17 protein-coding genes and 1 pseudogene are annotated in these 25,384 nt (G+C 30.4%); 5 read left to right on the top strand and 13 right to left on the bottom strand.

Annotated elements, in window-relative coordinates:
* Positions 1-11: 11 nt before the first annotated feature.
* From AXY43_RS07615 to AXY43_RS07635, 5 genes and pseudogenes are all read right to left on the bottom strand, one after another.
* Positions 12-2,000 (bottom strand): FtsX-like permease family protein, encoded by a 1,989-nt coding sequence (locus tag AXY43_RS07615; RefSeq protein WP_181246138.1) that lies wholly within the window; start codon positions 1,998-2,000, stop codon positions 12-14.
* Positions 2,001-2,231: 231 nt separating this feature from the next.
* Positions 2,232-4,478: a M1 family aminopeptidase gene (locus tag AXY43_RS07620; protein WP_105411340.1), complete on the bottom strand. Its 2,247-nt coding sequence runs from the start codon at positions 4,476-4,478 to the stop codon at positions 2,232-2,234.
* 26 nt (positions 4,479-4,504) lie between these two features.
* Positions 4,505-6,496 (bottom strand): FtsX-like permease family protein, encoded by a 1,992-nt coding sequence (locus tag AXY43_RS07625; protein ID WP_105411341.1) that lies wholly within the window; start codon positions 6,494-6,496, stop codon positions 4,505-4,507.
* Positions 6,486-7,252 (bottom strand): annotated as a pseudogene (locus tag AXY43_RS07630) (ABC transporter ATP-binding protein). The gene AXY43_RS07625 and the pseudogene AXY43_RS07630 overlap by 11 nt, the downstream one beginning before the upstream one ends.
* Positions 7,253-7,680: 428 nt before the next feature.
* A complete protein-coding gene (locus tag AXY43_RS07635; RefSeq protein WP_105411342.1) occupies positions 7,681-8,658 on the bottom strand; it encodes an alpha/beta fold hydrolase in 978 nt (325 codons plus the stop codon).
* A gap of 464 nt (positions 8,659-9,122) precedes the next feature.
* On the opposite strand from AXY43_RS07635, the gene AXY43_RS07640 reads away from it, so the two are divergent.
* The gene (locus tag AXY43_RS07640) at positions 9,123-9,719 is read left to right on the top strand and encodes a TetR/AcrR family transcriptional regulator (RefSeq protein WP_105411343.1); all 597 of its coding nucleotides are present in this window, start codon (positions 9,123-9,125) and stop codon (positions 9,717-9,719) included.
* Between the two features lie 482 nt (positions 9,720-10,201).
* Here AXY43_RS07640 and AXY43_RS27740 read toward each other — a convergent pair whose 3' ends face one another.
* The 4 genes from AXY43_RS27740 to AXY43_RS07655 all read right to left on the bottom strand — a co-directional run bounded on the left by AXY43_RS27740 (position 10,202) and on the right by AXY43_RS07655 (position 13,486).
* Positions 10,202-10,435, bottom strand: coding sequence for a PEP-utilizing enzyme (locus tag AXY43_RS27740; protein WP_341457897.1), 234 nt, complete (start codon positions 10,433-10,435; stop codon positions 10,202-10,204).
* Complete coding sequence (locus tag AXY43_RS27745) at positions 10,345-11,409, bottom strand: hypothetical protein (protein WP_242986337.1); 1,065 nt, start codon at positions 11,407-11,409, stop codon at positions 10,345-10,347. Before AXY43_RS27745 ends, AXY43_RS27740 begins: the two co-directional genes overlap by 91 nt.
* 36 nt (positions 11,410-11,445) lie before the next feature.
* Positions 11,446-12,744: a PEP/pyruvate-binding domain-containing protein gene (locus tag AXY43_RS27750; RefSeq protein ID WP_242986338.1), complete on the bottom strand. Its 1,299-nt coding sequence runs from the start codon at positions 12,742-12,744 to the stop codon at positions 11,446-11,448.
* 289 nt (positions 12,745-13,033) lie between these two features.
* On the bottom strand, positions 13,034-13,486 hold the full coding sequence (locus AXY43_RS07655; protein WP_105411344.1) for a MarR family winged helix-turn-helix transcriptional regulator: 453 nt from the start codon (positions 13,484-13,486) through the stop codon (positions 13,034-13,036).
* Positions 13,487-13,956: 470 nt separating this feature from the next.
* Here AXY43_RS07655 and AXY43_RS07660 point away from each other — a divergent pair, with 470 nt between their 5' ends.
* A complete protein-coding gene (locus tag AXY43_RS07660; protein ID WP_105411345.1) occupies positions 13,957-14,580 on the top strand; it encodes a TetR/AcrR family transcriptional regulator in 624 nt (207 codons plus the stop codon).
* Positions 14,581-14,705: 125 nt separating this feature from the next.
* Here AXY43_RS07660 and AXY43_RS07665 read toward each other — a convergent pair whose 3' ends face one another.
* Positions 14,706-16,007, bottom strand: coding sequence for an IS110 family transposase (locus AXY43_RS07665; protein WP_105410909.1), 1,302 nt, complete (start codon positions 16,005-16,007; stop codon positions 14,706-14,708).
* A 420-nt stretch (positions 16,008-16,427) separates the two neighbouring features.
* Between AXY43_RS07665 and AXY43_RS07670 the strand changes: the two genes are divergently transcribed.
* Together AXY43_RS07670 and AXY43_RS07675 are read left to right on the top strand one after the other, a co-directional pair.
* Positions 16,428-18,785, top strand: coding sequence for a PEP/pyruvate-binding domain-containing protein (locus tag AXY43_RS07670; RefSeq protein WP_105411346.1), 2,358 nt, complete (start codon positions 16,428-16,430; stop codon positions 18,783-18,785).
* Between the two features lie 391 nt (positions 18,786-19,176).
* Entirely contained in the window at positions 19,177-19,500 is a 324-nt protein-coding gene (locus AXY43_RS07675) for a hypothetical protein (RefSeq protein WP_105411347.1), read from the top strand.
* Positions 19,501-19,696: 196 nt separating this feature from the next.
* On the opposite strand, the gene AXY43_RS27755 is transcribed toward AXY43_RS07675, so the two are convergent.
* Both AXY43_RS27755 and AXY43_RS07680 read right to left on the bottom strand, forming a co-directional pair.
* On the bottom strand, positions 19,697-19,888 hold the full coding sequence (locus AXY43_RS27755; protein ID WP_242986348.1) for a hypothetical protein: 192 nt from the start codon (positions 19,886-19,888) through the stop codon (positions 19,697-19,699).
* Between the two features lie 2 nt (positions 19,889-19,890).
* Positions 19,891-20,496, bottom strand: coding sequence for a DUF2087 domain-containing protein (locus AXY43_RS07680; protein ID WP_242986347.1), 606 nt, complete (start codon positions 20,494-20,496; stop codon positions 19,891-19,893).
* Between the two features lie 150 nt (positions 20,497-20,646).
* On the opposite strand from AXY43_RS07680, the gene AXY43_RS07685 reads away from it, so the two are divergent.
* Complete coding sequence (locus AXY43_RS07685; protein ID WP_181246145.1) at positions 20,647-20,838, top strand: hypothetical protein; 192 nt, start codon at positions 20,647-20,649, stop codon at positions 20,836-20,838.
* A gap of 176 nt (positions 20,839-21,014) precedes the next feature.
* Here AXY43_RS07685 and AXY43_RS07690 read toward each other — a convergent pair whose 3' ends face one another.
* Positions 21,015-25,043, bottom strand: coding sequence for a GH32 C-terminal domain-containing protein (locus AXY43_RS07690; RefSeq protein WP_105411348.1), 4,029 nt, complete (start codon positions 25,041-25,043; stop codon positions 21,015-21,017).
* Positions 25,044-25,384 lie beyond the last annotated feature (341 nt).

Here is a 25,384-nt window from a genome sequence, read left to right on the forward strand (position 1 = left end):
TTCCTTCTTTTTTAAATATTATTTTTTACTATATCTCTATAGCTTGTATACGTTATATAAAAATAAGCTATATAAACTACAACAAATATCAAAGCTGTAATTAATGTTGAAAATCTAATATTCATTTGACCATAAGAGTTAATTTCTTTATTAACTACCGTAATCCCAACAGTGGAATGGATTAATGCTAAGATCATAGGAAGACTGAAATATATCAAGGTTTGAATAAATATTGTTTTATTTATCATGTTCTTATTTACACCAATCCTTTTTAATGCTCTATACCTTTCCATACTATCACTGACTTCTGATAGCTGCTTAAGAGACAATATAGCAATGCTGGTTATTAACAATACCGCACCTAAATATAAGCGAATAAACAATGCTCCTGTTGATGATCTCTTTGCCATAGAATAAATATCATCCTTAGAATAAGCATCTATGATTGGAAGATTTAAACTTTCGTACTCTCCAGATCTATAATCTTTCTGGATCTTATCGTACTTTTTATTGTTTTCTTCTCTATTTGCATCTGTATACATAACATTAAGTACTGATTTAGAAACTTTATAGCCTGATAGAAACTCATCATTTATAACTATTGTGCACTCATTATTTGTAACATTAAAATCTTCAAGATTTCCTCGTATAACTTCATGATTTTTAACAGTAAACTCTTCACCTTTAATCTTAACTTTATTACTACTTTTTAACTTTGCATTAATTGGTCCAACTAATTTATTTAAGTTTGACAAAATCAATACCTCATCCTTATTTAAATTTATTTCTTTCTCTCCTTTTAATTTTAATATTTCATTATACTCAGATATTTTTACAAAACTTCCACCAAACACCGCAAAGGCTTTATCTTTAGTTCCAAATAAATCTTTCAAATCTATGACCGGAACATATTCATTGTAAATTGCATATTTTTCATTTCCATCTTTTTTAAAATTAATCTTACTAAGCGCATCTTCTACATTATTAATTTCATCGTTGGTATATAAAATCACACTAGCGTCAAAAGGTGCTAGTTTTACAAATCCTGCTTCATAACCTTTCTTGAGACCTATTCCTGTAGTTAATGCAAGTATTGTAATAAATAACATTAGACATATTACTGACATTGATATAAAATTTGTATTAATTTTGCTATATATTTGTTTTACTATAAATATATTTAATCCCTTAAAATATGCCTTTTTATTATTACTTATTATATATAATATAATTCCAGATAAACTAAAGAAGAATAGTACTGTGCCTACTATTAGAAAGACTAATGCTGGTATGATAATAGAATCCCACAAATATAAATTCATCCCTAAGAAAGTTTTATATGTAAATGTTAGTGATGCCACACTTAATATAAATGATGTTAAATATATGAATGGATTTTTAAATTTCATATTTTCATTTCTTTTATATGCTGCCAATAAATCAATTATTTTGTATTTAGAAATGACAAATATATTAAATATAATTACAAGTAAAAACATTATTCCAAAACATAATATAGTCTTACTTATAGCACTTATTGAAACTATAAATCTATATCCATCCATTGAATCATCAAACAGCTTTAATATAAAAGTAGATAAAACCTGTGATATTACTATTCCTAATATAAGACCAGCAATTAAAGATATTCCCCCTACCATAAAGGTTTCTGTCACTAAAATTCTAGATATTTTTCTTTTTCCCATGCCTAAAGTCATATATATACCTAATTCTTTTTTACGTTTCTTTATTAAAAAATTATTTGCATATAATATTAAACTGCCTAATATAACTGATACAAACATTGATATAGCAGATATTGTCTCAATTAATTTATCCATATAATTTGCAGTCGATGATTCCATATCAAAAAGTGCCTTTTGTGAATCTATTGAATTAAAACTATAAAATATGCAGACAGCTAATATTAATGTTAAGAAATATATAGTATAATCTTTATAACTCTTTTTTATATTGTCATAAGCTAGCTTAAAATACATCATTATCACCACCTCCAACAAGGCATATCACTTCTATGATTTTATTTTTGTACTTAGCTAATCAGTATTTTTTAATTTCATTTCATGTAACTTATTTTATATGAAGCTATTTATTTCATCAATTTAACTACATTTCATTAACATTACATTTTTGTTATATTAGTACAAACAGCTCTGATTCGATATAAGAATTTATTTATAATAAGTCTTTTAAATTCATATTTAAATAATTTAATCAAGATTTAAATCCTCATCTTTAAGATTGCATGCATCTAAAAAGCCCTGCCATGAGATTTTTTCTTTTGAGCTATTTTCATATAATTTAGCTAAAATTTCATCCATTTTATCTTCACCACCAACAAGCTCAGATGCCTTTAAAATTTGAAGTGGAAGCTTTGAATATAAACGTACACTTCTATCCTCTCCTTGAACCTTTTCAACATATCTTGCTGACAATAAATTCAAATATTCTGGATGCCTATAATAAAAGTTTTTTTCACTATACTTTACGTCATCTTTCCACTTATCTACATAATTTTTTTGAGCATATTCTTCTCCATAGTTTTCCTTAGCAATTCGATAGGTAGTATATACCGCAAGTCCTTCAGCAGACCAGTTTTCATTATTACCATGCCATCCAACAGTCTCCACTCCAAACCATTGATGAGCAAGTTCATGAGCTAATACTTCAGCCCCTGAAGATCCCTTTGATATATCACTTAAATTCTCATCACTAAAGCAGTTTTCTGTCATTGTACTATAATTAGGGAATCCCAATCCTCCTGGAAATAATGCTGTTTTCTCTACTATTTTTAATGGATTATTTTCAGAAACTTTTTTCAGCTTACCATAATGCTTAGTACAATAATCTATAGTATATTTCATTATCTTTTCAGCATTCATTTTTTTCATATTATCACCATGTTTACTGCTATAATAAAATTGCACTGGCATTTCTTTACTTCCTAGCTGCTTCATAACATAATCCCCTGCCATTAAATCAAAACGAGTACCTTTAAGTTTAACAAGCCAAGTTTTTTTATCCCCCTCTTCTGAGATTAACTTGGTAGTATCACCTGTAATATTAGCAATTCCTTTGCCATTCTCATCCATCTGACATGGGTTAATTATTGGCATAAGACCTGAAGACATGGTAAGTTCAGCTGTAATATTTGAATTATCTTTGCTATCTGTAACCTGCATTTCAGGAATAATTTCTTTACTGCTTAAATCTATATATTTATCACTAATAGTTGTATCTAGAATATCATCACTTACCATATAAAAAATCTTAGACTTTCCTTCGTATTCCATAGTTACATTAATATCTTTTCCAACAGGAATAATAAATTCAGCATTAGCTTCTAATGTGTCCAAATTTTTTAAAGGAACAACTTTATCGTTTATTTTTACCACTCTAATAGAATATCCTGGATTAAGCTTCAATTTACACACCTGCTCACTATCACTTAGATTATTAAAAGAGTACACCGCTTTTGCAGAAAGACTTCCCTTGCTTCCATCAAATGAAATCTTAAAATCACTGTTTAATAATTGGAGCTCTTTATTCACCTTATAACGATTATCTTCTGATTTATCTTTAAATATTTCAAGCAAATCAGCAATTTGATTCTTAGATAATATATAGACACCTGGTTGATTTACAAATGCATAGCCTGCTTCACTTATCATTACCACAGCAATTAGAGGAATATAAATTATTCTTTTGGAATTATAAAATATAGAGGTAAATAATCCTTTACCATAAATACGTACACCTAATACCGAAATTAACCATACTCCTCCAAACATTAAAAACCAAAATAATCTATTATGCTCCATTAAACGAAATACTTCTGTATTACTGAAATAATCTGAAAGTTCTGGAACTGCAGGCTTTATCCAACGCATAATATTACCAATAGGAACACGTTGAAATAAATTAGGTAAGACAAGTACAATAAATACAGCAGCGCTAAGATCTACTCTTTGAAAAATCTGATACAAAGCTGAAGCTGCTAAAATTGACAACATCACAGATGGGAGTATTAAAAGAAAGAAACTATTCCAATACGTATATCCATCAAAAACTCTTCCCATTTTCATAACCGTATATGGATAATAAAATACAGCTTCAATAGAAACAGTAATAATTGCTGATACTTCTATAACAATTAATCTAACCGCATTTAGAGCTAATGGAGATACAATGCTGCTCAATAATATCTCAGTTTTATACTTACGTCCCTGATCAAACTTAAGAAAAGTCAACATAGCAAATAAAATTCCTCCAATTAGAGCACCTGCAACAGTTGGGTTTCCAATAAAGTGACCTGTTATAGTTTCGTCCAGCATGCCATCATTGTACAATTTATAGCCAGCCATTGGGCTAAATATGGTTAGTATCATTACTAAATAAACAATTTTTGAATGGAAAATACGTTTTAATTCCACCCTTAAATATGAAAGAAATTTCATGATTAATTCACCTCCTTGACTAGTTCTTATATGTTATTTTTTACAATATTTTTATACCCTGTATATGTTGTATAGAAATACCCTGCATATACTATCATAAATATTACAGCTGTCATTAACGCTGAAAATCTAATATCTATTTGATTAAAATCATTTATTTCTTTGTTAACTACTATAATACCAACTACTGAATGAATTAACGCAAGAATTACTGGAAGACTGAAATATATTAAGGTTTGAAGAAAGATGGTTTTATTTATCATTTTCTTATTTGCACCAATTCTCTTTAAAGCTTTATATCTTTCTATACTGTCACTAGCTTCTGATAATTGCTGAAGTGCTAATACAGCCATACTTGATATTAAAAATATCATACCTAAATATAATCCAAGAAATAACTCAGAAGTTGAAGAGTCCTTTTCGTTAGAATAAATTCTATCCTTTGAATAAGCCCTTATATGTGGGAGATTTAAACTGTCATACTTTCCACCAATCCAAGAATTCTTGTCCATTTCTTCATATTTTTTATTATTTCCTTCTCTATTCTCATCGATATACATTACATTGAGGACTGATTTATAAATTTTACTATCTGGCAAAAACTCATCATTTATTATTATTATGCAATAACTTTCTCCCATTATAGAGGTTTCAAGATTTCCTTGTATAGCTTCATGATTTTTAACTTGATATTCTTTTTCATTAATATTAACTTTGGGGCTGTGCTTTAATTTTTCATTAATTGGATCAACTAATTTATTGTAATTCGATAGGATTAAAACTTCATCATCATTTAAGCTAACTTCTTTTTCGCCTTTGAGTTTTAACATTTCATTATAATCAGATATTTTAACAAAGCTTGCCCCACCATCTTTAAAGGCTTCATCATCAGCTTTAAATAAATCTTTCAATTTTATTGATGAAGTATATTCATTATAAATTAGAAATTTTTCATTTTCGCTTAACTTAAAGTCAATTTTATTAAACACTTCATCTAAAGTAACATCTTCATCATTAGGATATATGGCTACACTTGCATCAAAAGGTGTTATTTTTTCAAGGCCTGCTTCATAATTCTTCTTAAGACCTATTCCTGTAGATAATACAATTATTGTAATAAACAGCATTAAGCATATTACTGACATGGATAAAAAATGTGTATTAAATTTACTATTTACCTGCTTTATAACGAATATATTTAATCCCTTGAAATATACTTTCTTATTTTTATTTAAAAAATATAATATAACTCCAGATAAACTAAAGAAGAATAATACTGTGCTCATAGCACCAATTACTATCGAAGGTGTAAACATTGGATTCCATGTTTCTATACCTATCTTTAATAGAAATTTATATACAATCCCTAGAGATACTATACTTATAAGAAATGCTGCTAAATATATATATGGATTTTTAAATTTCATTGTTTTATTTTTTCTCTCTCCTGCTAGTAGGTCTATTATTTTATATTTAGAAATTACAAATACATTAAAAATCATTACAAGAAAAAACATTATTCCAAAGTATAATATAGTCTTTCCTATAGCATTTATGGAAATTGTAAATCTATATTCATTCATAGAAACATCGAGAAGCTTTAAGATAAGAGTAGATAAGACTTGTGAAGCTGCTATTCCTAATGTAAGTCCTGCAACTAAAGATATAGCGCCTACCATAAAAGTTTCTGTTACTAAAATCTTAGATATTTTTCTCTTTCCCATTCCTAATGTCATATATATCCCTAATTCTTTTTTACGCTTTTTTATTAGAAAATTATTAGCATACAAGATTAAACTTCCAAGTATTACTGATACGAATACTGAAAAATAAGACATAATAACTGTTAACTTTTCTATATAATTAGCATTTGAAGATTTTATATCATAAAGTGCTTTTTGGGAATCTATAGAATTGAAGCTATAAAATATGCAGACAGCTAATATTAATGTTAAGAAGTATATAGTATAATCCTTATAACTCTTTTTTATATTGCCAAAGGCCAGCTTAAAATACATTGTTATCATCACCTCCAAGAAGAGATATAACTTCTATGATTTTATTAAAAAATTCCTTTCTGTGTCCTTACCTCTTATGAGTTCATTAAAAATTCTACCATCCTTAATAAAGAGTATTCTATGAGCATAACTTGCTGTAAAAGAATCGTGAGTAACCATAAGTATTGTAGTTTTTAAATTATCATTTAGGTTTTCAAACCTTTCAAGTAGCAGCCTAGCTGACTTAGAGTCTAGTGCCCCTGTTGGTTCATCGGCAAGAACTAAAGATGGATTAGTTACAATTGCTCTTGCTGAAGCAACTCTTTGCTTTTGCCCCCCAGACATCTCATAAGGATACTTATTAAGCACTTGTCCTATTTCTAAATGTTCTGCTACTGCTTGTATTTCTTCATCTATTTTATAGGTGTCCTCTCCTTTTATTGTTAAGGCTAAAGCAATATTCTCATAAGCTGTAAGTGTATCTAATAAGTTAAAGTCCTGAAATATAAATCCTAACTCATTTTGCCTAAACTTATCTAATTCTTTTGATTTTAACCTTGTAATGTCACTACCATTTATCAATATCTTTCCTGCGGTAACACTATCAATAGTTGATATACAATTAAGAAGTGTAGTTTTACCACTTCCTGAAGGTCCCATTATTCCAACAAACTCCCCCTCATCTACCTTAAAGCTTATATTATCTATTGCCTTTGTTAAATTCCCCTTATTGCCATAATATTTCTCGATTTTTTCTACATTCAATATATTTTTCATCTATAATTCTCCCTTTTTTCTTAAACCTTTGCTTTGTATCCATTCCTTCACTTAGGACTCATCCAGTAAAAATTTCATACGTTCGCTGGAATAAATATGTATTTAATTTCAGATTAAACATGATATCTCTAACTTTTGCTTTGAATATATATCTATAATAAATGTACTTAACTTGGCTCTATGTTAATCATTTTATATGATTATAACCACTTCATCAATTTAACTACATTTCATTAATATTACATTTTTGTTATGTTGATATAATTAGGCAAATATAATTAAAAAATAAAATGCCCCCTTTATAGAAACAGTTTTATTATTTTAACTATCTCCTATAAAGTGAGCATATCATTTTCATGGGTTTTATAGTGGACGCTGAAGTGATGACTTCAAAGCCCACAAGTTTTTATTTTAATTTCCATAAGGTATTATAAACTATTAAGAAATGAAATTATCTCTGCACTAACCTCTTCTGGTTTTTCTTGTTGAGCCCAGTGTCCGCAATCTTCAAGAAATATAGTTTGACGAATGTTTGGAACAATACTCTTCATTTCAGAAATTATTTGGTCCATTCCTGGAATGCTTAAGCCAACATCACGAGTTCCTACTATAAATAATGCAGGAATTGTTACTTTTAATCCATTGAAACAGCTTAATAATTCTCTATTGCTATCTAAATTACGGTAATAATTTAATCCGCCACTAAAGCCTGTTTTAGCAAATGCTTCTGCATAAACCTCTAAGTCTTTTTCTTTAAGCCAAGATGTTATTTTAGGCATTGGTAATGCTGAAAGCAATCCCTTCTCTCTTGATACCATACTAAATGGATTTGGAGTTCCATCATTGCCTTTACGTGGCCCTGCATCTCCAGAAGCTGAATACAGTAAGTTATGAACTGTAGATCGTGCATCTTTCTCAAATTCTTTTTCTGCTACACCTGGTGTTTGAAAATATAAAGTATAAAATAACTCCTCACTAGTTTGTGGGAAAACAGTGGTTGGCGGAATTGGTGGTTGAGGCATCATTGGAACCGTTAAAGCTATAACGCCCTTGAATTTATCTGACCTTAATAATGCTGCATTCCATGCTATTGTTGCTCCCCAATCATTTCCTACTATTACTGCTGTTTCTTCATTTAATGCATCTAACAATCCAACTATATCTCCAACTAAATGAAGTAAAGTGTATTGATCAATATTTTCTGGTTTTTCTGTATCACCATATCCTCTTAAATCTGGCGCCACTACATGGTAACCTGCTTCAGCCAAAACGGGTATCTGATTTCTCCATGAGTACCATATTTCAGGGAATCCATGAAGTAATAATACAAGAGGCCCTTTTCCTTGTTCAGCTATATGCATTTTTATACCATTTGTTTCAATAATTCTATGTTTTAATTCACTCATTTTACTTTCTCCTCGTATACATAATTGTAAATAGCAGCTTAATCGTCAAATTATTAAACACGTGTTGTTGTAGCGATTTATGCATGCTATTATTATAATGTACTAAAATTAGCTATTCAACCAACAGAAATCACGAAATGTCGGTTATTAAGAAAAAATATTAATAACAAGAATTTATTAAAAAATATTTATATTGCAATAATAAACCAAATATAATCTATACTTATTCGTATAGCTCACCGAAATGAATAATATAATTTATGATTGTGTTATCTATGCACTAAACCAAGTGCTCAATTAAAATTATAATTTAGGACTTACTTAAAATATCCACACTATATAAATTCTAAATAATATAATTCATTCGTTATAAGGTTGTCTGATTTGAATTTTCCAATAGTTTAAGGCAAACTTCTATAAATTAATATTTTTATAGAATATATATTTAGAAAGGAGCAGCAGGTATGATACAAAAATCTCAAATAAATGATAAACGCATAACTAAATCTCGTAAACTCATCCAAGATGCATTTCTTTCATTAGCTAATAAAAGACCCTTTGAAAATATAACCGTGAAGGATATTTCAGAAAGAGCTAACGTAAACCGAGCAACCTTTTATGCCCATTTTAAAGATAAATATGATTTATTAGATTCTTTTATATCAGATAAATTCATGACAATTGTATCCAGCAGGATTAGTCCTGATGCAAAGTTAAATGAGAAAACTTTGCGTGATTTAATTTTTATTATGTGTGATTATCATAAGACTGTGGGCACTAGCTATATAAGATTATATAAATCTGCCAATATGTTAATTGATATGAGAGTTCAGCTTAAATTACAAGATATAGTACAAAATATGCTCAACAATACTAGAACTTGTTCAAAGAATGAAGAAGAAAAATTAGAATTGATTACTGTTATGATGAGCAGCGGTATATATTGCGCTACAAAACGTTGGCATAGTAAAGGTAACTTGAAAGATGCTTCTGCAATTTCTGCATTAGCTGATGAGATTCTTTCTTTCATGACTTCTTGGCTAACATCCGAATTAGATTAAATTTAATTAATCTCAATTTATTTAACTCATACATGAATTCTTCCTAATAATCTATTTAGTATTCTTATGAACACCTATTAAAATTCTTCTCTACTAAATATGGCCATAGATTTTCTCTCTTAAATCGCATAAAACATATGGTTTATTTACGTCCACAGCCTTCAAACCCGCATTATTCAAGCATATTCTGAAGAATATTAGAATATATATTCTTCAGAATATATATGGTTTAGAATATTTATTCTTCACAATATTTATTGTAAAGAATATTAGAATACAGCACTAATAAACAGATCTTAATTACTTAAAGAATAAATAGCTATTTATTGTCTTCATAGATTTTCTTATGCTGTGAATCTAAATATTCAATGATCTCAGTTTTATTTATAGGTGATGAGTGTCCTGGAAAACAAATGTCAAACTCTAAATCCTTTAATACATTTATAAAACTCTCTAATTAGACGGATTATATTCACAATTATTTATAATAATGTTATTACTCCATTTGTTCCATCTACTCTTATTCTTTGTCCATCCTTTAATATACTTGTTGCATTATCAATAGCCACAACAGCAGGTATACCATACTCTCTAGCTACAATTGCTGCATGGGAAGTTGGGCTTCCTATTTCAGTAACAGCTGCAGATGCAACCTTAAAAAGAGGTGTCCAAATCGGAGATGTGTATGGCGATACGAATATATCTCCTTTTTTAATTTTTTAAATTCAGAAGGATTTCTTACTATACATACTTGTCCTTCATATACTCCACGACTTGCAGCACTTCCTTTAATTGAATTAGAAGCATCGTTCTTATCTTGTTTAATTTTTTCCTTTGACTCAAATACTGGAATTGACCCTGTAGCTACCAGCCAATGCACGCCTTTTTCATGAGCCTCATAAACCTTATCAAAAGCTTTCTTTCTTTTATTTAATCTTTCTTCTATATTTAACTTGCCTTCTGCCACTGAATTAAGTTCCTCAAGAAAAATGAAAAATACATCTTCTGCATCATTAATATAATCTTTCTCAACTAAAAGGCTTCCTAGCTTTAAAGCCATTCTATGCAAACAACCTGCTATTTTTTCTAAGTAAAATACACTTTCCTCTCTGATTATTACCATATATCGTATTCTCTCTAGAATTTTAGTAAACTTTTTATAATCATCACATTTTAGACCTTTCTTAACTAAGTCTTTTGCAACTTTATAAGCTTCTTCCTGTTTCTTAAAACTTTCTTCCGAATCTAATATGGGGGCATCGCATAATAATGCATCAATAATTTCATTTATCATTTCAGGTTTTTCACTCCATGTAGAAGGTGATATCATACGTCCCGCACCTATAGAAGGCCTATCTCCATATTCTTTCAAGAAATTATCAATTGCATCCTTGAAAGCTTGGCTACCCTTTCCGTTTATGGCTGCTGTTTGTGCTATTTTTATCATTTCTTTGTTCTGAAGTGCAGTCCTAAAAAGCAAAGCTCTAAGAAGATTTTCTTTAACCTCTTCAAATTTTTCCTTTCCTACAGCTTTTTTAATAAGTTTATTGAACTTATACTCAGTAATCCCACCAGGCATACCAATTAAAGAAAATCTTTTATAAACAAATTTCTCGTATTCTTTCATCCCCTGTTTAATAAGTTTTATAAGCTTCTCTGCATCATTTGTATTCTTTTTCGCAGTATCCATCCTCTTAATCCACTCATTAGCTTCTCTTGAAAAATCCTACCATAGGATATTTGTATCTTTAAATAAACTATTAATTGCTGATTTAGGCCCCTTCCATATTATAGCTGGAGATATTGATGGTGCCTGATAGCTTAAGGCCACGCATCCACTTTCTCTTTCTATAGGTATATTCTGCTCCTTAGGCATCTTAAAGCCTGTTTCGGAGAAAGAAGTATATATACCCTGATAAAAATGAGTAAAACATGCAAAATCCAAAGGAGTATGTGGATATGGACTATGTTCCATTACACTTTGAAGACCAAAATCTGCCTTTTTCCCTTGATAAATTATTTTCTCCTCAGATCCAAGTATATTAAAATCCTCACTCTCAGCTTCCATTGTTGTAATTGGTCTTGCTTGAAGTAAATATATCTTACCTTCAGAAAGAGCCCATTCTGTATCTTGAGGACTGCCATAATGTTTTTCAACAAGCTCTGCTAGCTTTGTAAGCTGCTTAAGTTCATTTGACCCAAGACAATAGGATTTTCTCTTTAAATCAGGTACTTTTTCTGTAACAACTCCACTTTTAGTTAATTTAATATTAATTTCTTTAGAGCCAAGACTCTTTTCTTTTATATCTCCCTTTTTGCTTAGAACAAATGAATCCGGAGTTATTAAACCACTAACAACTGCTTCACCAAGTCCATATCCTGCACTTATTAATATTTCATCTCTCTTTCCATTTACAGGATTTGCAGTAAACATCACTCCAGCCGCCTCTGAATCTATCATTGCCTGAACTACAACTGCAAGATCCACCTTAAGGTGCTCAAAATTCATACTTATTCTATAATTTATTGCCTGTGATGACCAAAGACTTGCCCAGCATTTTTTTACATGTTTAATGACATTTTCTTTTCCATAGATGCCAAGATAAGTTTCATGCTGCCCTGCAAATGAAGCTGTTGGTAAATCTTCAGCCGTTGCACTTGATCGTACTGAAACTGACATCTTTTCACTTGCTCCCATTTTTTTATACAAACCGTCAAAAGCTATGTTTAATTCCTTCTGAATTTCAATAGGCATTGGTGCTTCTTCAATCCATGATGAGATATCTTTACTTGCCTCTGATATTTCATTAATATTTTGTCCCTTAATCTTTTCAAGCCTTTTTGTTATTCTCTCTTTAAGACCAGAGCTTTCAAGATGAACATCATATGCACTTGTTGTAATCACAAATCCAGGTGGTACAGGAAGTCCAGCATTTATTAATATTCCAAGGTTAGCTCCTTTTCCTCCCGCTTCAGGCAATGAATCTTTATTTAATTCCTTTAATATTTTCATATATTTTGACATAATTATTTCTCCTATCTTAATGAATTTAATCCTAATGCTTATAATGCCTTAATTTAAAATATCTGATATCATATTTGATGATATATGTAGACTTCTACTTATTTTGTTAAATGAGAGTTAACTTAGGACTCTTTAAAGTATTTGCATAACTTAATTTATAAACAATTAAATTTTTCAAAGTTAGTTAACACATTTAATAAGTAATAAAACAAAGCTTCATAGGAACTAAGAAATTATGTAGACTTCTACATAATTATCTAAATAAAAAGCAGCAATTTGCTTTTTATTATTAATCAGACTCTCCATATAAATTTTTATAAGCTCTAATAAGCAGATCCAAAAAAACTTTTTTATCCTCTTGTGACATTCCTTTTAATAACTGTTCTTCAGTTTCTTCAAAAACCTTTTCCATCTCTGTTAATATATTTTTTCCTTTTGAAGTAACTTGGATTTGAAAAGTACGCCCATCTGATATCCCAGCACTACGTATGATGCAACCTTTTCTATCTAATCCATTTAAAAGGTTTGTTATAGATGAGCCTTTTAAATTCATAACACTCTCTAAATTCTTGCGAGTTATCTCTTTTCCGTGTCTTATTTCTCTTTGGATAAGCTCCAACAATAAAGCTTGAGGTGAAGTCAGATCATATTCCTTTAATTTTTCGTCATTTATATATCTCATCTTTTGAGCAATGCTCTTTATAAATAAGTCATATGGGTATTCCCATTCTCTATTCTTCATTATTTATCCTCCTCACTTCAAATTAGGTAGACCTCTACTTAATAATATATACAATATATCTTATTGTCAATAAATTTAAATTTCAGTATCATTTTTATCATAGATTTAACCTATTCTCTTTAGTTGTTTAAGGTTGCAAAAAATGAAAGAGGCAACTTTTAATAATAGAAAGAAATCTACTTACTATAAACTTACTTCTCTCACAGCATCAATCATTCTTTCAAACACCTCTTGATATTGATTATATGATTAAGTGATAATACAATTTTTTACTTTTAAGTATTAAATTTATTTGTTGACCGCATTGGTCAATAGGGTTATAATCCTCTTAAATAATAAAAAGAATTATTTTTTTACTACTTAAATTACAATACTAATATTTCATTAAAGTAATGAGCATGACTTAATAGAACAAATATTTATGTAAAATTCTTTATTAATCTTACATAAATCTGAAAGAAGGTAATACTGTGGTATCGAAGTTTTTAAATTTAGATTCAGAAAAACAAAATCGTATTTTAAATGCAGCAATAAATGAATTTGCTGAGAAAGGTTATGAGAATGCCTCTACAAATGAAATTGTTAAAGATGCTGGTATATCTAAAGGGTTATTATTTCACTATTTTAAAAATAAGAAGCAATTATTTCTATTTTTATATGATTATTGCATAGATGTTAGCATGACTGAATTTTACAAAAAGATTGATTTAAACGAAAGAGATTTTTTCGTTAGGTTACGTCAAATCCATTTGATTAAAGCAGAATTATTGAATAAATATCCTAAAATGCTTAAATTTATTGAAGTTGCAAATATGGAAAAATCAAGTGATATAGAAAATGATTTAAATACGATAAATAAAGAAGAATTGGAAAGTGCTTCAAAAAGAGTATTTGATGGTATAGATTTATCTAAGTTTAGATATGGAATAGATATAGAAAAGGCAATAAACGTTGTTATATGGTCCTTTCAAGGATTTAATGCAAAAGTTCTGGAAGAAGCAAAGTTATCATCTTCAAAACAAATTAATTATGATAAGGCTTTTATTGAAGCAGAAGCTTATACAGAAATGCTTAAAAGTTGTTTTTATAAATAAGTATTGAGTTTTAAAAAGACCAGCTAATAATAGTCAAGTTAATTTTAAAAAAAATAGTTTTTGGAAAAAGAGTATGGCAAACAAACCGTTTCAAAACACGAACGGTTACAGAAATTGGAATAAAATTAAGCGACTTTGTTTAAAGAGTTATTTTCTAGGAACATTTGCTTATGTATTTTTGGATCTCTTTGCTCAAACGGAGTTTGATTTCGGAGAACAGCAAAAATGTAGTTTATAATTTTATGCATTATAGCGACTAAGGCGATTTTAGGCTTTTTGCCTTTAAGGTTTATTTGATAATAATCTAATAGGACTTTATTTATAGGAACTCCATTACGATTGTTACGGATTGAAGCTAGTGCAACAGAATATAATGCTCTTCGACCGATTCGAGTTCCTCTTTTTGAAATTTTATTATCATCGCCTTTAAAATTACCTGATTGATTAACTGAGCTATCAATACCAAAGAAAGCTACAAGATGTTTGGGCTTAAGAAAACCATCAATATCACCTATTTCAGCTATTATAGTAATAGCAGTTAATTGCCCTATGCCAGGAATTGAATCAATTAGTTCAATATTAGCTCTAATAGATTCAGGAAAAGTTTCAGACTGTATAAAATTGTTAATTTTCTGTAGCAATGTATCAATCTCTGATTGAATAGTTTTTATTAATGTTATAGAGCTGGCTATTTTGACGGCTAAACCGTCTAACGGTAAGCCAATTATTTTAGCTTCATTAGCAACCTTAAATAATTTGGAATATGTATTTTCCGACCAGATAATGCCCTTTTTAGAGCTATTAAGGAAAATCTTAATTATATTTTCCTTAGGTGCCTCTAAAATTGATTGTGGCGTTGGGTATTGACTTAAAAGCTCAATTGAACTTTTAGATGTTGAATCTGAAAATATAGTATTATAGCCAGGAAAAATAACTCTTAAATCAGCGGATAATTTTTTCTTAAAAGTAGAGCTAGTATCTGTAAGTTTGTAATACTCTCTTACAAGATTTTTCAGAAGAAAAATATCAAGGCTAAGTTGTTGTGATAACTTAATGTTTTGAAATTTTCCTATTGTTGCAATAGATAAAGCGTCTTTTTTATCATTTTTCACTTTTCTTATGTCGCCATTTTTGTTAGACTTAGTAACGAGTGGATTGATAACAAATGTGTTATCGAAATATTTATTAAGATAGTGGAAAAGAGATAAATGGTACACGCCAGTGGACTCCATGAAAATTGCAGTTTTCATGTTAAACTCTTCTTCCACTTTTTTTATTTCATCAACTAAGTGGTTGAAGCCATTGAGATCATGCTTTATTTTAAATGACTTCTTATAAATATCACCATTCGGTGCGAGTATTGCAGTATATGAAAAATCAGCTGAAACATCAATTCCTATTACAGGACTATAAAAAAAATTAGACATTGTATATATCTCCTTAAATTAAATTTTAGATATAGAATAGAACTTCCACTCTGTCAGATAGCTTATAACCTTGTTTGTGACACGGGTAATTCCCGAAGGGAAACCCAACCAGCTAAACATAGAATTCTACCTGATGAAATGATACGCTTTTTTACGGGTATAGGTTCTAAAAGACCTCCCAGGAGGTTTACATCTATCTTCTATTCAGGAGTATTATACTAGACTATATAAAACTTGGTTAGATTCCTTTAAGGAATTTAAATAAAAAACTATTTAAGATATGAAATGCATATTCCCTATCGGGGCGTAGGCAAAGTAATAAATTAGAATATTAAAAATAATAAGAGGTGTAATGTTCGTTAGAAAGATAAATAGTTTTCTATCAAATGTTACAACTAGATTATACAAGGAGGTATTAAAATGTTGGATATGGTCAAAAGCTTTAAAGAATTAACCCCTGAACTCCAATCACTTGCAGGTGGAAAAGGATGTATGTTATCAAAAATGTTTCAAGCGGGATATCCTGTTCCTGACGGATTTGTGATCTTACCATCAGCTTTTAATGAGAATAGTCTTAATGAGGATGCTTGGAATAAAATCAAACATTATTTAAAAGAAATTAGAAAAGATAATGAAAGTGTTTTATTTGCAGTAAGATCATCTGCTTTAAGTGAAGACTCTGCTCAAGCTTCTTTTGCAGGAGAATTTGAAACAGTTTTAAATGTTAAGACAGATGAAGAAATTCAAAGCGCAATATATGAAGTTTTTAGCTCAAGAGAATCAGAAAGAGTAAAAGCGTACAGTTCAGTTCAAGGAATGGATCAATCTCATCAGATAGCGGTAGTGATTCAAATCATGATACAGTCTGAAATTTCAGGAGTATTATTTACTGCTGATCCAATTACAGGCAGTCACGAGAGCATGACCGGTAATTTTGTATTTGGATTAGGAGAACAGCTTGTATCAGGAGAAGCAAATGCATATCCATTTAATATTATGAGACCTAAAAGAAAATATGAAGGACCATCTGAATTTAAGAAATATGCCCCAGAGTTATATAAATATGCATCTAAACTTGAAAAGGAATATGGTGCTCATCAAGATATTGAATGGGCAGTATCAAATGGAAAGTTATATATATTACAAGCAAGACCTATTACAACCTTGATAACTGGTAATCCAGATACATATGAATGGAACGATACTTTGGATGGGGATTTCTTATGGACTAATACTAATGTTGGAGAAGCAATGTCTGATGTTTTCACTCCCCTAAGCTGGTCTATAATAAGGGCTTTGGATGAAGAACAAATGACCATTCCTGGATATTATTTATTTTCAGGCAACATTTGTGGAAGAGCATATACAAACATCAGTTATGCATTGTCTTTATACCCTGCCTTCGGCAAAGATATTAAGAGTCTAATAAAAACAATGAGTGAAGTCTTTGGTCAAATGCCTGAGGAAATAGAAATTCCTATTTATCCATTTTCAAAACTAGGCTTGATAAAAGGGATGGCCCCAAAATTAAAACATCGTTTAAAAAATATTATTAAAGCTTCTAAGGAAATTCCAGAACATTTGAATGAATCTCCAAATTTGTGTAGAAGGATGACTGAAACTATTAAAGAAGTAAAGACAAAAGAAGAATTAATTGATTTATGGAAAACTGAAATTTTACCTTTTAATTTTAAGGCTTTGTGGATTGCACTTGCTGGTGGAAGAAAAATGGTCATAGCTAATAAATTAAAGGATGAGTTAATAAAAGTAGCAGGAATTGAAGATACAAATACACTTATGTCTAATTTTAGAGGAGATTCATCCCTCGAGAGCCTTGGACCTATTATTGGTATATCAAAGATTATAACTGGAGAAATGAATCGTGAAGAATACAGAATGAAATACGGACATCGTGGGCCACATGAGTTTGAATTATCCATACCTCATCCTGGAGAAGATGAAACTTGGCTTGAAAAGCAGATAGAAGAATTTAAGAATTCAAACACAGATGTAGAAAATCTTCTTAATAAACAACATGATCAATATGAAGAAGCTCTCAGAAGATTAAAAGAAAATTTTCCTAAAGAAGCTAATAATTTTGAAAAGAAAATTGTAAAAGTGGCTGAAGCAGCTCGTCTTAGAGAGTCTGTTCGTTCAGAATGGACTAGAGCATTTAGAGTTAATCGTGCTTTTGCACTAAAAACTGGGGAACTTACAGGCATAGGAAATGATATATTTTTTCTTTACATCAATGAAGTTTTAGATTTGCTTTCAGGAAATGACTTAGCATTAAATCATATCGCAGTTAGAAAGGAAAATTATGAAAAATATAAATCACTTCCACCATTACCATCAATTATTCGCGGAAGATTTGATCCCTTTAAATGGGTAAAAAATTCTAATAGAAGAGTTGATTACTATGACGAATCTATGCCTATTACTACACAAGATTCTGAAACTCTTAAAGGTTTTGCAGGAGCATCAGGAAAAATTGAAGGAGTTGTACGTATTTTAACAAATCCTGAAGAAGGAGAAAACCTTAAAAAAGGCGAAATCTTAGTTGCGTCAACTACTAATGTTGGATGGACACCTCTTTTTCCTAAGGCTTCAGCTATAATTACTGACATTGGAGCACCGTTATCCCATGCTGCTATAGTAGCCAGAGAGCTTGGTATTCCAGCTGTTGTAGGATGTGGCAATGCGACCACAAAACTTAAAACAGGAGATAAAGTCATAGTTGACGGTGGTCATGGAGTGGTACAAATTTTAAATAGTTGATTAAAATAAATTTACTCTTACCTATCAAGTTCAATGTTCCAAAATGATGTATTCGTAGGCTTAAAGCCACTTTGGAGTGCTGACCCAGATGTAAAGATTTATAGCGTGGCATAATTTCTTGAAACATAACGAAAAAAATCCGTGCATCACTATTTGATGCACGGATTTTTTATAAGAATAGCTAGACCAAATCAACTTTCTTATTTGTACCTTCCTTTTTGAGCTCACCCATTATATATGTATTTTCTTTATAATCCCTAATACTTTAACATTGTGCAATAATTTACTTAACATCTTAATATTCGAATAGTTTTTTTTAAGTTTCACATAATAAGAATTAAATGAGTTAATATTTTATTTATTATAAGGAACTTGAAAGGTGGATAATCTAATGAAAAAATTTATTGCTATATTTTCTATTTTTCTATTTTTGTCATTTAATATAAAAAGTCCAATTGTTATGGCACAGCCTTTAAATAAAACCTTGTCTGAAGGTATCTATAGAATGAAAGACTTAGACTTAATGGAAAATATTATATACAATATTCAAAATGGCTCTTCCGCAACCATTTTTATGATCATAGTAGATGATAACGAGCAGATAATAGAATCACGTCGTTTGCCGGCAAACTCAGCTAAATACAACATTGGTCCTTTCAAATATGATGATAAACTTGTAATATTAGGTCCTGGTGCAATAACCCTCACAGAGTAATAGCATCAAACTACTTGAAGTTAATATTAACATAATTAAAAGAAACCTCTTCGCTATTACTCTTTTTCTCACTCTTTTATTCATAGTCATTTTTGGCTTTCACCTAGTGACTTTTAAGCCCCCCTTGAGGGGCTTTTACTATTTTTATCACTAATAATCTTATAAAATATCCATATAAAATTATAAATTAAACTATTTATTTATATAGCTTTAAATTATTTCCTTGATTCTCAATCCACAAGTTTAAAAGTTCTTTTAGCTCCTCAATCTTTTCCTTATCTGTAGCCCCTTCATTAGGTTTAAGTTTTTCAACAACTTTGAACTCGAAGGCACTCTCTCCATAAGCAGCCCAATCTTCCTTTAGTTTTTTAGATTTACCTCTACCCAAATTTAGCTGAAATAATATTTGCTTCCGTCAACGTTTCTTCTCAAGTACCCATAATCTACCAAGTATCGTCGTATTGTTGCATCATCCTCATAGATAAGCTTAATAATTTTCTTTACTTCAGCTTCCGAATATTCCTTATTAGGTTCAAATAAATCAGTAAATCTTGGTAATAGTGCTTTTCTCTTCTCCTGTTTAACAGGAGAAACTCTAAGCTTTGGATTTGCCGTTTTGATATTCTCTTCTTCAACTAACTCCATAGTTGCCAAAAAAGCTCTTGCTTGTCTTGCTCTTTCTCTCAAAGCAAATCTCATATTTCTTACCGTTGATTCTACGCATCCAAGCCTAATTGCAATCTCGTTATTACTATACTTGTTTGATACCATTTCTAAAAGCTCTTTCTGAATTTCTGTAAGCCCAGTGTATTTTTTATCTACCATCAACAATCTATTAATAGGATTCCCATGGTTTGCAGTATGAGTATTTATGCTACCACTATTTTTACCAACATATTTTCCGAATACCAAACAAACAAATTCTGCTTTTTTACTATCCCATATGTAGCCTCTTTTAAAATTGTCAATAGTTGCATCACGAATAATCTCTTTCATTTTATTCTCCTTGTCTATTTATTTAATTTTCATAAGAACATAATTTTTATTAATTGCTACGTCAAATTTGAATACTTCGTATGTTATATTAATATTGGAAATACTATAATTTAAATAAATGATCCAATTCAAATTTCTCCTGATCAATTATTGGTTGGAAGACAAAGTATACAAGGATGGTTAGCCACAGATGCTAATGCTAGAAAAGATACTATAAATTTTAGTATTCTAACAAATGTACACTCAATGGTTGAAACTTTTCCACTAGAACAAATAAATTCAGCGTATGAAAAAATGATGACTGCTAAGGTTCACTTTAGAGCTGTTTTAACTACGGAATAGTTTAATTAGAATTTTTGTTATAGAAACAAATTCAATAAAAACTACAAACTATATATTTCTTTTCTTCATTAAAAAGACAATACTACCTTTCAGTTTGAGATAGTATTGTCTCATTTTCTTACAGTAATTTAAATATAATTAGGCTTAAATTTCTCTACTTCCACACAATCAAAACTTTACTTTTTTATATTTTCATTTACTTTTTCTGCTGTTTCTGTCACGCCGGATTCAGTTGCATCTGCTCCTGTTGTTTTATCTCCTGAAGTATCAGTTCCAGCTACATCTGTTGCTACTATTTCAGCCGATGTAGTTTTATCTCCTGTCATCGCGATTTCCGTTTTCTCTATTCCTGCTGTTTCATCTACTGTGACTGCCGCTCCTGTTGTTGTCTCAGTTTTCACTATTTCACTTCCTATAGAATTGCTATTAAGTACTATATTCCTGAACTCGGATGCTCCATTCCATACATTCAATCCAAATTTCCCGGTTGTATAATAATCCTGAGTTATATCACATACCTTTTTACTATTTATCCAATAAATAATATGATCTCCATTTAGCTCTACTTTTAAATGGTATCTATTATATTGTGCTTCTGGAACATCACCCTCTGCAAATGTAACCTCTTTCATGCCGCCAGTTCCATCTGGAACTTGTCCAAACAATCTATAATGACCCCATTTTCCAACATTAGCTATAATTCCTCCATCTCCAAAGTAATTATCGCCTTGAGCAAGTAATACAACTCCTACTACATCACCATTTGCTGGATTTTGATTATGCCAGTCACCTAAAATTTTAGAATCTGTATCTAAAATATAAGTTCCTTGACTTGTATCTATATTCTGGTCTGAAATTGCAAAACCATTGTTGTTCTTGCCACCATCTACTACATAACTATCATCAGAAACATGTAAGTCTTCTGGTGTATTATCAAAAGTTAAACCTGAACCTGAAACACTTGTTTCAGTGCTTGGAGTATTGTTTTTAAGGGTTACATTTTTAAATGATGTAGCTCCTCCATAAACATTTAATCCAAATCTTCCTGTTGTAAAATCTTGATTAGTATCACAAACTAATTCGTTATTAATCCAATACTTAATATGTGCACCATTTACTTCGGCTCTTAATTTATATATATTATCTTCAGTTTTTGGAACTATACCACTATTTAAATCACTAACAGCGGCATTTCCATTCCCATCAATCCCTGTGAATACAAACACTCTATATTCACCATTTTTATTTACATTTGCTATAATAGATCCTTCTTTGGGATTTGCAGTTTGAGATAATAGCACAAGACCTGCAGTATTTCCATCTGATACATCTGCATTAACTTCTAATGTAGATGCTACTTCACTATTATAAGTTTGCTCTGCTACCGCAAATCCATCGCCCGAACTATTTCCTATATAGATATCATCCTTTACATACCAGTCTCCAGCAGTAGCAAAATTAGTTAAACTTGCAATTATACTACTTGGGTTACTATCATATACGTTTATATTAATTGTTTTCCTTGACTTTTGATCCTTAGACACAGCAGTTAAAGTTGTGCTTCCTACACTTTTTGTTCTAAATGTTGTTTTTTCATCATCTTGACTTACAATTTCTAAGACATCATGATTAAATTCCCAAGTAACACCTTGCTCTGCTGTTTCTGGAACTGTAGCTGTATAAATAGTAAATTCATCACCTACTTTTTTGCCTAGATCACCCTCACTCAATGATACTAATGCAGAATCTTTACCAGCAACCTCATTATTCCAAATACTACTTAATGGGTAATATTGAATTGTAGCTGTCGAATTTCCACCAACTGAATATACTTCAACGCCATCACTAGAACGATTAGGGAAAATTTGAGCTGAACCAGTTACTTCACCATTGTTTCCATATACTTCTACTGAAGCTGCATCTACAAAAATGTGTAATTGAATCTTACCGTCAGATGTTTTACCCATTTTTTGACTATAAGCTTGTAAGAATTTATCTGCACTTGGTGACTTTCCCGATTTTGAACGGTCAAGTGTTACTTCTTCAGTTTGAGTATTATATTTAACTATAGTTTCCTGATCTGCAGATTTTCCAACTCTTAATTTGAATCCAACTTCTTTTGTAGATGCATCAGGTGTAAACTCTGCTACAATTTCATATTGGCTACCTGATAAATTACTCATAACATTAGGCTGATCTGGAGAAATTGTAACATTATTAAAAGTCGTAGGTGCCTTACGTAAAGTTTTATATTCGTCTATTGGTTGTTGTATTAAACGAATTCCTGCATCTGTGTTAACTAATTTTAATTCAGTTTGTAAATCAAAAGATCCATTAAAAATTTTTGTTATAGGAGCAACATTATTACAGTAATCCCAGTTATTCATCCAATTAATCATAATTCTTCGTCCATCTGGTGTACCGTTTTCATTAGTACCATAATAAGTTTGGGCCGCATATGAGTCTTTAGCAAAATTCATAGGCAAATGTTCATCATTATCAGTAACGAATTTCCACACACCATCTACTTCTTTGAAATCTCCAATTCGATAATATCTGCCACCTTCACTTAATACCCATTTATATGTTCCAGTATCTCCAACTTCTAATTTATATATATCTGGACACTCTGTTTGAATTTCATCTTGCATTCCTTCTGGATGCCAGTCTTTTAAATTATCTGATGAGAAAAATCTTAATGGACCTCCTGCTACTACCATAAACCATTTTCTAGCTTCTTCATTATAGAATACTTTAGGATCTCTAAATGCAGAATTATTTAATGGATCAGCGTCTGATGCTATTACAGGATTACCTTCATACTTAATCCACGTTCTTCCATTATCCTTACTATAAGCAATACTTTGTTTTTGTCTTTCTGCACCGTTATCCATATAATCTTGAGTATAAATCGCGACTAATCCTCCGCCTGCAATTCCATCAAAGAAACCAGTAGTATTATCCTTATCTATAACTGCTGATCCTGAGTAAATTGTTCCACCATCGTCTGGTGCTAAAGCAATAGGTAACTCTGTCCAATGAATCAAATCTTTACTAACAGCATGTCCCCAGTGCATTGGTCCCCATACTGAGGCATCTGGATTATACTGATAAAATAAATGATATTCTCCATTAAAGTAAACCATTCCATTCGGGTCATTTGCCCAAGCTTTAGCCGGAGAATAGTGATACTGTTCACGATAATTTTCTAAATAATTAGTCGAAGTACTGGAATCAACATCTTTATTGATACTGTTATCAAATATAGTCGTAGCAGTTGCCATTGCTGTTACTGACGAATCTATATCTTTTTGCGTAGAACCTGTATTATCTGCAACTGCCTGTGCTGCATCAATAGCTATTTTAAATGTGGACTTTGACCCAACTTTATACTGCCCTACTTCTGTCCCCTCTACTGCTGCTGTATATTTTAATTTTGCCGCTGCTATTGCATTTATTAAAGACACTTTATTAACTTGACTATTATCATTGTTATGATGATGACCACTACTGCTACCATTACTACTAGAACTATTTTGTTCATTTGCTGCTGGTGTATTATTACTAGTAGTAGTTGCATTACCACTTACTTTAATTCCATTTGAATCAAATATTTTAGTTGGTAATAAATCTTTTCCTATTACTTCTCCATTCTGATTAGATATATAATTTTTTCCAGCTACCGTTATATTTCCGATTTGCATAGCTCCTGTAGTTTCATCTAAATAATAAACTTTTCCATCTACTTGAACTACTCCAGTTTGCATTGCTCCTGATATATCTGAAAAATACCATGTATTATTATCATTAATCCAACCTGTTTTCATTTCCCCTGATGGTTGCATATAATACCATGTACCACTATCATTTACCCAGCCTGTTTTCATTGCTCCTGAATTATTTAGATAGTACCACGTACCATTATCATTAATCCAACCTATTTTCATTGCCCCTGATGGTTGCATATAATACCATGTACCATCATCATTTACCCAACCTGTTTTCATTGTTCCTGAGCTATCTAAATAATACCATGTACCATTGTCATTAATCCAACCTGTTTTGTCTTCTCCAGAATCATTTAAATATTTCCACTCTCCCTGATTTTGTTTCCAAGCTGCTGACACTCCTATCAAAGGAACTGCTGTTGCCGTTGTAGTAGTTGCTACCGCTATCGCTAATAATTTTAACTTTAATTTTTTCATTTCTTTACCCCGTTTCTCATTACTTTTAATAATGTTTATCTTTTTATTCCTTAAACAAATTAATCTTATGAATATAATTTTTAAGTAATTTACATTTTGTATTTCTATCTAAAGACCTCATATGAATTTACTTTATTATAAAAGCCCCTCGTTTAGATAACGTTTACTTTGTAATCAAATTTTTCATATGGACTTTAATTTATCAAGATATGATTCGAGTAATTTGATAGCATAGATTTCACAACTATACTATATTGAATCTAAATCCAAATATATAATAATTAGTAATCTATGCTATTTTATTGTACAAGTTGGTTTATACTTATAGTTTTTTAAATTAA

The organism is Clostridium sp. MF28 (genome assembly GCF_002969175.1).
Taxonomy (GTDB): domain Bacteria; phylum Bacillota; class Clostridia; order Clostridiales; family Clostridiaceae; genus Clostridium; species Clostridium beijerinckii.

Excerpts from the sequence above, each read along its gene's own strand:
- AXY43_RS07635 (WP_105411342.1), bottom strand. The coding sequence starts at position 8,658 with ATGAGTGAATTAAAACATAGAATTATTGAAACAAATGGTATAAAAATG.
- AXY43_RS07675 (WP_105411347.1), top strand. The coding sequence starts at position 19,177 with ATGAAAAAATTTATTGCTATATTTTCTATTTTTCTATTTTTGTCATTT.
- AXY43_RS07670 (WP_105411346.1), top strand. The coding sequence starts at position 16,428 with ATGTTGGATATGGTCAAAAGCTTTAAAGAATTAACCCCTGAACTCCAA.
- AXY43_RS07620 (WP_105411340.1), bottom strand. The coding sequence starts at position 4,478 with ATGAAATTTCTTTCATATTTAAGGGTGGAATTAAAACGTATTTTCCAT.
- AXY43_RS27750 (WP_242986338.1), bottom strand. The coding sequence starts at position 12,744 with ATGTCAAAATATATGAAAATATTAAAGGAATTAAATAAAGATTCATTG.
- AXY43_RS07665 (WP_105410909.1), bottom strand. The coding sequence starts at position 16,007 with ATGTCTAATTTTTTTTATAGTCCTGTAATAGGAATTGATGTTTCAGCT.
- AXY43_RS07640 (WP_105411343.1), top strand. The coding sequence starts at position 9,123 with ATGATACAAAAATCTCAAATAAATGATAAACGCATAACTAAATCTCGT.
- AXY43_RS07615 (WP_181246138.1), bottom strand. The coding sequence starts at position 2,000 with ATGTATTTTAAGCTAGCTTATGACAATATAAAAAAGAGTTATAAAGAT.
- AXY43_RS07655 (WP_105411344.1), bottom strand. The coding sequence starts at position 13,486 with ATGAAGAATAGAGAATGGGAATACCCATATGACTTATTTATAAAGAGC.
- AXY43_RS07680 (WP_242986347.1), bottom strand. The coding sequence starts at position 20,496 with ATGAAAGAGATTATTCGTGATGCAACTATTGACAATTTTAAAAGAGGC.
- AXY43_RS07625 (WP_105411341.1), bottom strand. The coding sequence starts at position 6,496 with ATGTATTTTAAGCTGGCCTTTGGCAATATAAAAAAGAGTTATAAGGAT.
- AXY43_RS27745 (WP_242986337.1), bottom strand. The coding sequence starts at position 11,409 with ATGGATACTGCGAAAAAGAATACAAATGATGCAGAGAAGCTTATAAAA.
- AXY43_RS07690 (WP_105411348.1), bottom strand. The coding sequence starts at position 25,043 with ATGAAAAAATTAAAGTTAAAATTATTAGCGATAGCGGTAGCAACTACT.